This window comes from Christiangramia sediminicola (assembly GCF_031344135.1).
GTDB classification, from domain to species: Bacteria; Bacteroidota; Bacteroidia; order Flavobacteriales; family Flavobacteriaceae; genus Christiangramia; species Christiangramia sediminicola.
Window position 1 is genome coordinate 222,663 of record NZ_JAVJIU010000004.1, and the last position, 12,257, is coordinate 234,919.

At 37.7% G+C, this 12,257-nt stretch carries 15 protein-coding genes; 6 read left to right on the forward strand and 9 right to left on the reverse strand.

Features of this window, described 5'->3' with window-relative positions; all coding sequences use genetic code 11:
* Positions 1 to 17 precede the first annotated feature (17 nt).
* On the forward strand, positions 18 to 1,415 hold the full coding sequence (locus RE431_RS11515) for an efflux transporter outer membrane subunit (protein ID WP_309562132.1): 1,398 nt from the start codon (positions 18 to 20) through the stop codon (positions 1,413 to 1,415).
* A 126-nt stretch (positions 1,416 to 1,541) separates the two neighbouring features.
* On the forward strand, positions 1,542 to 1,838 hold the full coding sequence (trxA, locus tag RE431_RS11520) for a thioredoxin (protein ID WP_309562133.1): 297 nt from the start codon (positions 1,542 to 1,544) through the stop codon (positions 1,836 to 1,838).
* Here trxA and RE431_RS11525 read toward each other — a convergent pair whose 3' ends face one another.
* Genes RE431_RS11525 through RE431_RS11540 form a run of 4 tightly spaced genes read right to left on the reverse strand, consistent with a single transcriptional unit; the run spans position 1,839 to position 4,417 of the window.
* Positions 1,839 to 2,768, reverse strand: coding sequence for a DUF5996 family protein (locus RE431_RS11525; RefSeq protein WP_309562134.1), 930 nt, complete (start codon positions 2,766 to 2,768; stop codon positions 1,839 to 1,841).
* Between the two features lie 4 nt (positions 2,769 to 2,772).
* On the reverse strand, positions 2,773 to 3,276 hold the full coding sequence (locus RE431_RS11530) for a YciI family protein (protein WP_309562135.1): 504 nt from the start codon (positions 3,274 to 3,276) through the stop codon (positions 2,773 to 2,775).
* Positions 3,276 to 3,746 carry a CYTH domain-containing protein gene (locus tag RE431_RS11535; RefSeq protein WP_309562136.1) on the reverse strand — a complete coding sequence of 157 codons (471 nt, stop codon included), beginning with the start codon at positions 3,744 to 3,746 and terminating at the stop codon, positions 3,276 to 3,278. Before RE431_RS11535 ends, RE431_RS11530 begins: the two co-directional genes overlap by 1 nt.
* A gap of 5 nt (positions 3,747 to 3,751) precedes the next feature.
* Entirely contained in the window at positions 3,752 to 4,417 is a 666-nt protein-coding gene (locus tag RE431_RS11540) for an NAD-dependent epimerase/dehydratase family protein (RefSeq protein WP_309562137.1), read from the reverse strand.
* A 146-nt stretch (positions 4,418 to 4,563) separates the two neighbouring features.
* Here RE431_RS11540 and dinB point away from each other — a divergent pair, with 146 nt between their 5' ends.
* The gene (gene dinB, locus RE431_RS11545; RefSeq protein WP_309562138.1) at positions 4,564 to 5,655 is read left to right on the forward strand and encodes a DNA polymerase IV; all 1,092 of its coding nucleotides are present in this window, start codon (positions 4,564 to 4,566) and stop codon (positions 5,653 to 5,655) included.
* 117 nt (positions 5,656 to 5,772) lie between these two features.
* Here dinB and pyk read toward each other — a convergent pair whose 3' ends face one another.
* From pyk to RE431_RS11570, 5 genes are all read right to left on the reverse strand, one after another.
* Positions 5,773 to 7,203 (reverse strand): pyruvate kinase, encoded by a 1,431-nt coding sequence (gene pyk / locus RE431_RS11550; RefSeq protein ID WP_309562139.1) that lies wholly within the window; start codon positions 7,201 to 7,203, stop codon positions 5,773 to 5,775.
* Positions 7,203 to 7,688 carry an IPExxxVDY family protein gene (locus RE431_RS11555; RefSeq protein ID WP_309562140.1) on the reverse strand — a complete coding sequence of 162 codons (486 nt, stop codon included), beginning with the start codon at positions 7,686 to 7,688 and terminating at the stop codon, positions 7,203 to 7,205. Before RE431_RS11555 ends, pyk begins: the two co-directional genes overlap by 1 nt.
* A 114-nt stretch (positions 7,689 to 7,802) precedes the next feature.
* Complete coding sequence (gene rnc, locus RE431_RS11560; protein WP_309562141.1) at positions 7,803 to 8,534, reverse strand: ribonuclease III; 732 nt, start codon at positions 8,532 to 8,534, stop codon at positions 7,803 to 7,805.
* Between the two features lie 3 nt (positions 8,535 to 8,537).
* Positions 8,538 to 9,791 (reverse strand): beta-ketoacyl-ACP synthase II, encoded by a 1,254-nt coding sequence (fabF, locus tag RE431_RS11565; RefSeq protein WP_309562142.1) that lies wholly within the window; start codon positions 9,789 to 9,791, stop codon positions 8,538 to 8,540.
* Positions 9,792 to 9,804: 13 nt separating this feature from the next.
* Positions 9,805 to 10,041, reverse strand: a complete 237-nt coding sequence (locus RE431_RS11570; RefSeq protein WP_013069791.1) for an acyl carrier protein — start codon at positions 10,039 to 10,041, stop codon at positions 9,805 to 9,807.
* Between the two features lie 147 nt (positions 10,042 to 10,188).
* Here RE431_RS11570 and purN point away from each other — a divergent pair, with 147 nt between their 5' ends.
* From purN to RE431_RS11585, 3 genes are all read left to right on the forward strand, one after another.
* Positions 10,189 to 10,785 carry a phosphoribosylglycinamide formyltransferase gene (purN, locus tag RE431_RS11575; RefSeq protein ID WP_309562143.1) on the forward strand — a complete coding sequence of 199 codons (597 nt, stop codon included), beginning with the start codon at positions 10,189 to 10,191 and terminating at the stop codon, positions 10,783 to 10,785.
* A complete protein-coding gene (gene rnhA / locus RE431_RS11580; RefSeq protein WP_309562144.1) occupies positions 10,785 to 11,249 on the forward strand; it encodes a ribonuclease HI in 465 nt (154 codons plus the stop codon). Before purN ends, rnhA begins: the two co-directional genes overlap by 1 nt.
* A gap of 74 nt (positions 11,250 to 11,323) precedes the next feature.
* Positions 11,324 to 12,247, forward strand: coding sequence for a PfkB family carbohydrate kinase (locus RE431_RS11585; RefSeq protein ID WP_309562145.1), 924 nt, complete (start codon positions 11,324 to 11,326; stop codon positions 12,245 to 12,247).
* Positions 12,248 to 12,257 lie beyond the last annotated feature (10 nt).

A 12,257-nucleotide genomic window follows, 5' to 3' on the forward strand; every position in this document is an offset into this window, starting at 1 on the left:
GAAAAGTATCATTTATAATGAGACGAATATATAATATCAAATTCCTAATTGCCGGTATTGGTTTACTCAGCCTGCAGTCCTGTTTTGTGGCGAAAGATTATGATCAGCCGGAAGTTGTTCAGGAAGAAAATTTCAGGACAGATAATATTGAGAAAGACAGCCTGAATATCGCAAATGTTTCCTGGAAAGAAATGTTTACCGATCCTGTACTTCAGGATTATATCAGCAAAGGACTGGAGAATAATATCGACATCAGGATCGCACTGCAACAGATTATTGCAGCGGAAGCTTATGTAAAACAAGGAAAGGCCGGTTATTTACCTACGGTTAATGGAAATGCCACTTTCACCCACCAGGAATTATCTCAGAACAGCCAGTTTGGTAGTTTATTCAGCTCCCTGGACCAATATCAACTAAGCGCCGACCTGAGTTGGGAAGCCGATATTTGGGGTAAAATAAGAAGTCAGAAACGAGCTTTTGATGCAAGCTACCTTCAGAGTATCGCGGCACATCAGGCAGTAAAAACAAGGCTTATCGCTAGCATTGCTTCTACTTATTACCAGTTATTATCGCTGGATGAGCAGATAAAGATTACGGAAGAAACGGTGTCTACCAGAGAGAATAGTCTTGAAACGACCAAGGCTCTAAAAGAGGCAGGAAATTTAACTGAAGTAGGCGTAAAACAGACTGAGGCTCAGCTTTACACAGCGCAGGGAATTCTGATAGATCTTAAAAATCAGGAGCGTTTGCTGGAAAATACTTTATCTATTTTACTCGGAGAAGCTCCAATGAAAATCGAAAGATCTGAATTGGAAGACCAAAAAATAACGACAGATCTTAACATTGGTGTTCCCGTGCAATTATTAAGAAACCGGCCAGACGTCATTGCCGCGGAATACGGTTTCCTGAATGCCTTTGAACTTACCAATGTAGCGAAAAGCAATTTCTATCCTTCATTAACCCTAACTGCAACTGGTGGATTACAGGCACTCGAAGCTGGCGATCTTTTCAATGCAAATTCATTATTCGCTACCGTAATTGGTGGTCTTGCGCAACCAATTCTTAACGGTCGCAGAATTAGAACTGAATATGAGGTTTCTCTCGCTCAGCAGGAACAGGCAAGATTAGAATTCAAACAGGCTATTTTGACCGCCAGCAAGGAAGTTTCAGATGCACTTTATTCCTATGAAGCTGCAACTGAAAAAATTGATATAAAGGAAAAAGAATATGAGGCTTATGGCCTTGCTACAGATTATTCTGAAGAACTTTTAAATAATGGTCTTGCGAATTACCTGGAAGTGCTCACCGCCAGGGAAAACGCCCTTAATTCCAGTCTGGATCTGGCAAATGCAAAATATAATCAGCTTAAAGCAATGGTAGATCTTTATGAGGCATTGGGCGGAGGCTGGAAATAACTAGTTAATTGTTAGTTGTTGGTTGAACGTGACCTCATACTTGCGAGTGTGAGGTCACTTTTTTTAACCGAATCTTAAAAGAATTATTGAAAGTGATTGGCTAAATTTATTTCAAAGTAATAGGATATGAAAAGTAGTTTTAGTGAAATAATAAAAAGCGAAACACCTGTTTTGATCGACTTTTTTGCCGATTGGTGCGGACCATGTAAATCCCTCGCTCCAATTTTAAAGGAAGTGAAAGAAGAACTTGGAGACCAGGTAAAGATCGTAAAGATAGATGTTGATAAAAATCAGAAATTAGCCTCTAAATATCAGGTTCGAGGAGTTCCTACGATGATATTATTCAAAAATGGAGAACAGGTTTGGCGACAATCTGGTGTACTTCCCAAGCATGAGATCAAAAATAAGATCACTTCAGCCTGATCACAGATCTTTAAGAGGAGGAACCTCTAATTTATCAATATCCCATTCTGCTAGCTCAGCGCCGGCTCTGTATGTACTTTCCAGAAATTCCAGGAGTGCTTTCCTAGGATCTTTTTCCTTCACAAGATCTGCATAGGTTAGAATTGCCATTGGGCTGTCATTATTCATGATCCATTTGGCATTTTTCGGTTCGATCTTCTTTTTATCTATTCCCTCTGGCGCAGGATAGGTATAAGAATAAAAAGCTGGTTCCGGAACATTTTCATCCCCAGCCCAGAAACCAAAACTTATACATTCATGACTGTATGCTTCCTTATCTGAAATTCGAGCTTCAGCAGGCATTTTTGGTGCTTCCTTACCAGAAAATCTAGTAACAGCAAGATCCATAGAATGCCAGTACAAATGAACGGGACAGGTCTTTCCATAAAATCTTCCACTGAATTCCTTAAAAACAGAATCTACCCAAAGAAAGCTTTTCCTGAAAATGTTGCTATACTCCATCTCATAATGATGAATATCTGTAATCTCAGAAAATTTCTTATCGATTTCCAGATCATAAGGCCTGTCGTTTATCTCAACATCAATATCCAGGTCATTTAGAAAGTTGAGGATATTATTGTAAAAAGTTGCCACTGCGAGACCGTTATATAAATCAAAACTTTTCGCATCACCATTGCTTTTTGTAATCTCAAGTTTATTCTGAAGAATATTAAGGTTCAGGGAAAACGATTCATAACCTTCATTAATTGGAATTGAACCCGTTGTAAAACCTTTATCGTAGACATACAAAGTTATATACCACCAGTGATTTTTGCGCGGAGTAAAACACATCCTGATCTTTCCTAAAATCTGAAAGAATAAATGTAATGTTAGTTTCTTCTGTTCGTTACCGGGATATTTTAGATCTGGTAATTGGTTGGTTGGTTTCATGTGTTTATTTGAGTTTACCTCCCTTAGCTACCCACCATGGGTGAACTTCTACTTTTAATCTTCCCGCCTGAACCATGGGATCTAAATTGGCCAGACTATCTGCTTCCCTTTGAGTGGCAGTATTATAAACTACTATTCCTCGTAGATCACCATCATCTCCCATTGGTCCGGTTAAACTGGTATATCCTTCATTGTACATTCTTGCCAGATGAGCCATATGTTTTTTCTGAAGTTCTGCCGCCTCGGTTGAATCCTGACTTCTTTCCGGACCGGATTTTAAAAATACCATATAATACTGCTGCATTAAATAGGTAGTATCTCCTTCTTTATAACTGAATGTTTGGTAACCCTTGTTTTTAAGCTCAGTCTCAACCTTTGCCATATCTGGCGATTTACTTGCCAGCGTATCTAATGAACTATCCTCATTTTCTGAAGAGACATCTTTTGCTTGATTATCTGCACAGGAGAGCAAAAGTCCCAGGCATATAAAAAATAACAGCTTTTTCATTAGTTCCAGTTTTTATAAGGTTTTGCTATTAGATTAGAATTATAATAATCAAGATTCCCAGTTACTTCTTCGCCCAACCATTCAGGCTTTTCAAATTCATCATCCTCATTTTCAAGTTCGATCTCTGCGAGTACTAAACCTTTATTATCTTCAAGAAATTCGTCCACCTCATAAGTATGATTTCCAGCAGAAACCAGGTATCTGAATTTCTCAATTTTACCCGGTTCACATAAATTCAGCAACTCTTTTGCTTCATCCAGATCTATTTCTGTTTCCCATTCAAACCTCGATAATCCGTTTTCTGATGACTTTCCTTTAATGGTCATAAAAGCCTTATCTCCACTTATTCTAATCCTGATGGTTCTTTCAGGATCGGTATTCAAATAGGCCTGTACAAAAAGTGTTTTTTCTGAAGCCAGTTTTTTAAAATTATCTGATTTTACTAAGAATTTGCGTTCTATTTCCTGCATTAAAATTATTTTCTGTCTGCGATTTCTCTAATTTCTTCTGAAGTGATCCTTCCTTTTCGATGTTTATTATTGGCCAGGTAAATCATGGCTTTTACAATAATTTCAGGATGAATGCTTCTATATTTTCTGAGGCTTCCAACCAATAAATGGTCACCTACCAGCATTATTTTCTTCCAGATAAATTCAAAAGGCCTGCTCTCTTCTCTTTCTCCGCCTATAAGCGAAGGCTGTAAAATATAAGTATTAGGAATCTGTTGTTCCAGAACAGCTCCTTCCATTTCACCTTTTACACGATTATAGAAAAACCGGCTTTTTTCATCAGCTCCCATAGCGGAAATGACCTGGAAAGTTTCAATTTCATTTCTATGGCAAAGTTTAGCTGCTGTTGCAGGAATCCCGAAATCCACCATTCTATATGTATCATTATCTGGCGTTTTCTTTTGAGTAGTTCCAATGCAGCAGAAGACCTCATCTGCTTTAAAAAGCTCAGTAAACTTTTCCAGCTCGAACAGGTTGATAAGATATTCTTCTATTTTTTCTGATTTACGATGCACATGATTTCTGGAAAAAACTTTTATTTTCCTGTATCTGGGATCGTCTACCAGTTTATCCAGAAGAATACTCCCGGTTAAACCGGTAGCTCCTAATATAATTGCCGTTTTCTGTTCCATTTTTGAAATAGCCCTCTTTCAAAGATAGGTTATAAGTTTGAAAAGTTTATATCAATGAAATCTACTCTAAATTAACATTCAATAATTAATTTCTGAAGCCTCTTAGTAAGAGCAGGAATGCGATTGAAGTTCCTTAAATTTACTCCGTGGAAAAACTTCGCAAGATCATTCATATAGACATGGATGCATTTTATGCTTCTGTAGAGCAATTGGATAATCCAGAGCTTCGTGGAAAACCTGTTGCGGTCGGCGGGAGTTCTCAAAGGGGCGTGGTAAGTGCTGCCAGCTACGAAGCCAGGAAATTTGGAGTTCGCAGTGCCATGAGCAGTATTATAGCTAAAAGAAACTGTCCGGATCTCATTTTTGTAAAACCTCGTTTTGAAAGATATAAGGAAATCTCTGCACAGATCAGGGAGATCTTTTTTGAATATACAGACCTTGTGGAACCTCTTTCCCTGGACGAGGCCTATCTTGATGTTACAGAAAACAAAAAGGGTAATCCCAGCGCTACTTTGATCGCTAAACAAATTCGTGATCGCATTAAAGAGAAAACCGGATTGAACGCTTCCGCAGGGATTTCTATCAATAAATTCATTGCAAAGATCGCCAGTGATGTAAATAAACCGAATGGTCAAAAAACAGTTCAGCCGGAAGAGGTAATTGAATTTTTGGAAGAACTAGATATCAGGAAGTTTTACGGTGTGGGAAAAGTTACCGCGGAAAAGATGTATAGACTTGGCATTTTCACAGGAAAAGATCTAAAACTGAAAACTAAAGAATACCTAACCGAGCATTTTGGGAAAAGCGGCAGTCATTTTTATAATGTTGTTAGAGGTATCCATCTTAGTGAAGTGAAGCCGCACAGAACCAGGAAATCGCTTGGAGCTGAAAGAACTTTCCGGGAGAACATTTCTTCAGAAATATTCATGCTGGAACGTCTTGAAAATATCGCTGAAGAAATAGAAAGGCGCCTGAATAAAAGCAAGGTTGCTGGAAAAACGATCACATTAAAGATCAAATACAGTGACTTTACCCAGCAAACCCGCAGTAAAACAATTAATTATTACATCGCCAGTAAAGAATTGATACTGGAGATTGCAAAAGAGCTTTTATATCAGGAAAAAATGAAGAATTCAGTAAGATTGTTAGGCATTAGTTTATCTAATCTAAATACTGAAAAAGGAGATCTGAAGGAAGAAAAGAAAGAAATTTCAGTTCAGCTAAAATTTAAATTTTAGATGTGAACCATATTAATTTCTGAAAATAGAATTTATTCATCCAGTCTGAATTTTATTAAAAAAAACCGGAAATTCATCAAAAGACAAATTCCCGGTTCTTTTAAATTATAAAAGCTTCTATTCGATTTCAGAAACTCTCAAAGTATTTACCATTCCCTTGGCAGTAATCGGCATTGCTGCAAGATTAATTGTAAAGTCTCCAGTTTCAACGAATTTAAACTTCTTCGCCATATCGTTGATATCATCAATTGTTTCATCTGTACTTACAAATTTGTCGTAAAAGAATGCTTTTACACCCCAAAGTAAACTTAACTGATTAAGAATTCTCTGGTTAGAAGTAAATACGAGAATATGAGCTTCCGGTCTCCACGCAGAGATCTGGAATGCTGTATATCCACTATTTGTGAGTGTACAAATTGCTTTGGCCTTAATCTCATTCGCCATATGCGCAGCATGAAAACAAACAGCTTTTGTAATATATCTTTTCGTTCTAACGTGTGGCGGTTCGTGAGGAACTTTAATTAGTGGAGAATTCTCAACGCTTTCAAGAATTTGAGCCATCTTCTGAATAACCTGAACAGGATATTGTCCTACTGAAGTTTCTCCACTCAACATCACAGCATCTGCACCATCCATAACAGAATTGGCAACATCGTTCACCTCTGCCCTTGTTGGCGTTAGGCTCGTGATCATTGTCTCCATCATTTGAGTTGCGATAATTACCGGAATTCTGGCTTTCTTAGCAGTAAGAACTAATTTCTTCTGAATTAAAGGAACTTCCTGTGCTGGAATTTCAACTCCAAGATCTCCACGTGCTACCATTAGTCCGTCACAATAAGCAACGATCTTATCAATGTTCGCTACACCTTCCGGCTTTTCAATTTTCGCAACGATCGGGATTTTATATTTTGAATGCTCTTTTATAAGATTCTGAAGTTCCATAAGGTCTTCAGCATGTCTTACAAATGAAAGTGCCATCCAGTCTACTCCCATTTCACAGGCGAAAATGGCATCCTTTACATCTTTTTCTGTAAGTGCCGGCAGTGAAATATTGGTATTTGGAAGGTTTACTCCTTTTTTAGATTTTAAAGGACCTCCCTGGATAACTTTTGTTTTTACTTCATCCTTTTTATTGGTTTTAACCACCTCAAAGATCAGCTTACCATCATCAAGAAGAATTCTTTCCCCAGCCTTAACGTCTCGTGGGAATGAATCGTAATTCATATAAACTCGTTCTGCAGTTCCTTTGAATTCCTTTCCTGTAGCAAAGACGATCTGGTCACCTTCGTTTACCACAACTTCTTCCTTCATAACACCAACCCTTAGCTTTGGCCCCTGAAGATCTCCAAGAATTGCAGCATTGAATCCATCCTCTTCGTTCAATTCCCTGATCATTTTGATCCTCTCTTTAACATCGTCATAATTTGCATGAGAGAAATTGATACGAAAAACATTCACGCCTTCCTGCAGCATTTTTCTTAATACATCCTTACTACTGGTTGCAGGGCCCAGCGTCGCGACTATTTTTGTTTTTTTGTTGGTAGGCATTATTCGAATATTAGATTTTGTTTGGATTTTAGATTATCAATATCAATCGCATATGCAGCCTGAACTCCAGGAATCTGCCCTATTCGGTTCAGAACTCTATTAAATTCCTTAGGCCTTATTTCTTCACTTATCTTTAAAAAATAATCGACCTTGTTATATTCAGGAATCAGATTTACTTCCTGAGGACTCAATTCCTCTTCTTCAAATAATGAACCTGAACTAAGAATTCTTTTCGGTTCTCCCTTAAATCTATTGGCAACGAGATCTAAGCTATAATAGGAATTTGGGTCTTTATGTGAAAACAGAGCATAGAAAGCATCATATTCAGTATAATTAAAGTCGATATCTTTAGGCTCTCTTTCAAGCCTGACCTTAAGATACTTATTTAAAAAATACGCCATTTTATATCCTTCAAGCGAGGAATAAATGGCGATTAAATTAAAATGCTCATCTTCAACTTCCAGAAGCACTTTATGCGATTGCATAAACTTATACTTTAAGGTTAAAGATAATATATGATTAACAAAATGAAGATATTAAGGCCTTAAAATTCATAATTTTTTACGAAAACGTTTTAGTTTACGTTAAATCGTCAAAATTTAATCCATTTTATTCTGAAGAGCATAATAAGCTCTTTTTGAGGCTTTTTCTTCCGCTTTCTTTTTTGAAGTAGCCCTTGCCTTTGCTACAACACGATTATCGATACGTAATTTTACAGCAAAATGTTTGAGCTCATCGTTGCCTGTATCTTCGTAAACATTGAAGTCGAACTCTTTTTTTTCTTTCTGGCACCACTCGATCACAAGACTTTTATAGCTGATCACTTTTCCTTCCAGTTGCTCAATATCTACATAAGGATCTATCACTCTTTCATAAATGAATCGCTTGCAATATTTATAACCCCTGTCCAGATAAATTGCCCCAACCAGAGCTTCAAAAAGGTTACCATGTATATTAACCCCGAACTGATCTTTTGGAATATTGGTCTGAACATGTTTGATGAGTCCCAGATCTTTACCCAATTCATTAAGGTGTTTTCTACTTACCACTTTAGACCTCATCTTGGTTAAATAACCTTCATTTCCTCCCGGAACGGCTTTAAAAAGATGAGAAGCTACGACGGCACTTAACATGGCATCACCCAGGAATTCCATACGTTCAAAATTGATCGCATTACCTTCTTCGTCCTTTCTATTCAAAGAACGGTGAGTGAAAGCTTTTTTGTAGTGAGTGAGTGCTTTAGGTTTAAACCCTAGAATTTGAGTTAGGGTATTAAAAAAATTCCCGCCTTGAGAAGAACGGGAATTTAATATGTTACGAATAACGCTCATTGTTTATTCGTCAAGTTTTTTAAATACAACACAAGCATTGTGACCTCCAAAACCGAATGTATTACTCATAACGATTTTCACATCTCTCTTCTGAGCCTTGTTCAAGGTCAGGTTCAATTCAGGATCAATGTTTTCATCGATATTTTCATGGTTTATTGTAGGAGGAACAATTCCATGTTTCATGGAAAGGATTGCTGCAATAGCTTCTATAGCTCCAGCTGCTCCCAGTAAATGTCCGGTCATAGACTTGGTAGAGTTGATATTCATCGTTTTAGCGTGGTCACCAAACACTTTGGAAATTGCTTTTAGTTCAGCAACATCTCCAAGCGGTGTAGAAGTACCATGCGTATTGATCGCATCAACATCTTCCGGCTGTAATCCGGCATTTTTAAGACAATTCTTCATTACTGCAACTACTCCATCTCCTTCCGGATGTGGGGCAGTCATATGGTAAGCATCTGAAGATAATCCTCCGCCCAGTACCTCAGCATAGATCTTGGCTCCTCTGGCTTTCGCATGCTCATATTCTTCTAATATAAGCGCTCCGGCACCTTCACCAAGTACAAATCCATCTCTAGTCGCATCAAAAGGTCTTGATGCTGTTTCAGGACTTTCATTTCTTGTAGAAAGGGCATGCATTGCGTTAAATCCGCCCATTCCTGCTATTGCTACTGCTGCTTCAGATCCTCCTGAAACAATCACATCACTGTAGCCTAAACGAATATTGTTCAGGGCATCTATCATCGCGTTTGCTGAAGATGCACAAGCTGAAACTGTGGTGTAATTTGCTCCCATAAATCCGTGTTTGATCGAAATATTACCTGGGGCAATATCTGCGATCATCTTCGGAATAAAGAAAGGATTGAATCGTGGAGAGCCATCTCCCTCCGCATAATTGATAACTTCATTCTGGAAAGTTTCAAGACCACCTATCCCGGCTCCCCAAATTACGCCTACGCGAAATTTGTCTACCGTATCAAGGTCAATTCCTGAATCCTGAATAGCTTCATCTGCAGATACCATTGCATACTGAGCAAACCTATCAAGCTTTCTTGCTTCCTTGCGATCAAAATGATCGAGAGGATTGAAGTTTTTGAGTTCGCAAGCGAATTTAGTCTTGAACTTTTCGGTATCAAAATAAGTGATAGGCGCGCTACCACTTTTACCGTTCTTAAGTCCTTCCCAATATTCCTCTAAATTGTTACCAATTGGGGTTAAGGCACCAAGGCCTGTAACTACTACTCGCTTTAACTCCATATGGTGTGTTGATTTATTTTTTAGCGTCTTCGATATATGAAATTGCCTGACCTACAGTAGCAATGTTCTCTGCCTGATCGTCTGGTATCTGGATATCAAATTCCTTCTCAAATTCCATGATCAATTCTACTGTGTCTAGTGAATCAGCACCCAAGTCGTTGGTGAAGCTGGCTTCGTTTACAACTTCATTCTCGTCAACTCCCAATTTGTCAACGATAATAGCTTTTACTCTTGATGCAATGTCTGACATAATTTTTTATTTTAATTTTGATTAGGTGGCAAAAATAAAAAACTTTATTTTAAAACCGATTTTTCCTCTAAAAATGTGATGGTAATTTACATAAAATTCATTGAAAGCAATTAATTTTACATCCTAATAAATGTTAACAGCCTTATTTTGAGTGAGAAAGAAAGTAGAAACAAAAAAAAGATTGTAATATTTGCTTCAGGTTCTGGCACCAATGCCGAAAATATCATCAAATTCTTCCAAAATTCTAATAAATCAGAGGTTGTTGCAGTTCTTTCCAACAAAAGAAATGCAGGTGCTTTAAAGCGCGCCCACGATCTTAATGTAAAAGCCTTATTATTTGACCGGGAAGCTTTGTATCATACAAACGATGTTTTGAATATCTTAAAAGATATGGAACCAGATCTAATAGTTCTCGCTGGTTTCCTATGGCTTTTCCCATCTAATATCATTCAGGAATTCCCAGAAAAGATCATTAATATTCATCCGGCATTGCTTCCAAAATATGGAGGAAAAGGCATGTATGGCTCAAAAGTACATGAGTCTGTAATTGAAAATAAAGAAACTGAAACCGGGATCACTATTCATTATGTTAATGAAAAGTATGATGAAGGAAACACAATTTTTCAAGCCACAACCCAAATAGCAAATACCGACAATGCTGAAAGCCTTGCGGGGAAGATCCACGAATTAGAATACAAACATTTCCCTGAAGTTATTCAGCAATTACTAGAAAAAGACAATTAGTGCAGACTCCAAAAGTTCATATTTATACCGACGGTGCAGCAAGAGGAAATCCCGGACCCGGAGGTTACGGAATCGTGATGGAATGGGTTGGAAGACCCTATCAAAAAGAATTTTCAAAGGGTTTCAAACTCACCACCAATAATAGAATGGAACTTCTGGCAGTAATCGATGCCTTAAAAAAATTGAAAAATCATGGTACACCTGTAAAGGTTTTTACAGATTCCAAGTATGTTGCAGACGCAGTGAATAAAGGCTGGGTTTTTGGATGGGAGAAGAAAAACTATGTGAAACGTAAGAATACAGATCTCTGGATAGAGTTCATGAAACAATTCAGAAAACACCAGGTTCAATTTCAATGGATAAAGGGTCATAATGATCATCCTCAAAATGAACGATGTGATGCATTGGCAGTTGCCGCGTCAAAACGAAAAGATCTACCTGAAGATAAAGGATACAAAGCTTAACATTTAGTCTGGGATTTGAGGTTTATACCTTGAAAAACAAACTGTATATTTGCAGCGTCATTTTAAAACCCGTTATGAGTAAATTACTTATTGTTGGAACCGTTGCGTTCGATGCTATTGAAACACCATTTGGAAAAACCGATAAGATCCTTGGTGGTGCAGCCACTTATATAGGTCTTTCAGCTGCTAATTTTGATATTAACAGTGCTGTTGTATCTGTAGTAGGAGAAGATTTTCCTGAAGAATATCTTAACTTATTAAAGAATAACAGCATTGATATTGAAGGTGTAGAAGTTGTAAAAGGCGGAAAAACTTTCTTCTGGAGTGGTAAATATCACAACGATCTTAATACAAGAGACACCCTGGATACACAGCTAAATGTATTAGCCGACTTCAATCCGGTGGTTCCTGAATCTCATAAGGATGCAGAATTTGTGATGTTAGGAAACCTTCATCCTTTAGTTCAGCTAAGTGTATTAGAGCAGGTGGAAAATCCGAAATTGGTAGTATTAGACACTATGAACTTCTGGATGGATAATAGTCTTGACGATCTAATGAAAGTGATCGAGAAAGTTGATGTAATTACGATCAATGATGAAGAAGCAAGACAGCTTTCAGGAGAATATTCTCTCGTAAAAGCAGCCCGCAAGATCGAAGAGATGGGTCCAAAATATGTAGTAATTAAAAAAGGAGAGCATGGAGCTTTACTTTTCCATAAAGACCAGATCTTCTTTGCACCAGCACTTCCGTTAGAAGAAGTTTTTGATCCCACAGGAGCTGGAGATACATTCGCCGGTGGATTTATAGGATACCTTGCCAGAACTGGTGATGTTTCTTTTGAAAATATGAAAAGCGCCATTATTTATGGCTCGAATCTTGCCTCCTTCTGTGTAGAGAAATTCGGAACAGAGCGGATGCAGTCGCTTACGGGCGATGAAATGAGTAAGAGACTTGACGAGTTCAAGAAACTAACACAATTTGAAACACAACTTGATTAAATATAACGCC

Coding starts and splice junctions, on each gene's coding strand:
- RE431_RS11515 (WP_309562132.1), top strand. CDS start 18: ATGAGACGAATATATAATATCAAATTCCTAATTGCCGGTATTGGTTTA.
- trxA (WP_309562133.1), top strand. CDS start 1,542: ATGAAAAGTAGTTTTAGTGAAATAATAAAAAGCGAAACACCTGTTTTG.
- RE431_RS11525 (WP_309562134.1), bottom strand. CDS start 2,768: ATGAAACCAACCAACCAATTACCAGATCTAAAATATCCCGGTAACGAA.
- RE431_RS11530 (WP_309562135.1), bottom strand. CDS start 3,276: ATGAAAAAGCTGTTATTTTTTATATGCCTGGGACTTTTGCTCTCCTGT.
- RE431_RS11535 (WP_309562136.1), bottom strand. CDS start 3,746: ATGCAGGAAATAGAACGCAAATTCTTAGTAAAATCAGATAATTTTAAA.
- RE431_RS11540 (WP_309562137.1), bottom strand. CDS start 4,417: ATGGAACAGAAAACGGCAATTATATTAGGAGCTACCGGTTTAACCGGG.
- pyk (WP_309562139.1), bottom strand. CDS start 7,203: ATGCCTACCAACAAAAAAACAAAAATAGTCGCGACGCTGGGCCCTGCA.
- RE431_RS11555 (WP_309562140.1), bottom strand. CDS start 7,688: ATGCAATCGCATAAAGTGCTTCTGGAAGTTGAAGATGAGCATTTTAAT.
- rnc (WP_309562141.1), bottom strand. CDS start 8,534: ATGAGCGTTATTCGTAACATATTAAATTCCCGTTCTTCTCAAGGCGGG.
- fabF (WP_309562142.1), bottom strand. CDS start 9,791: ATGGAGTTAAAGCGAGTAGTAGTTACAGGCCTTGGTGCCTTAACCCCA.
- RE431_RS11570 (WP_013069791.1), bottom strand. CDS start 10,041: ATGTCAGACATTGCATCAAGAGTAAAAGCTATTATCGTTGACAAATTG.
- RE431_RS11585 (WP_309562145.1), top strand. CDS start 11,324: ATGAGTAAATTACTTATTGTTGGAACCGTTGCGTTCGATGCTATTGAA.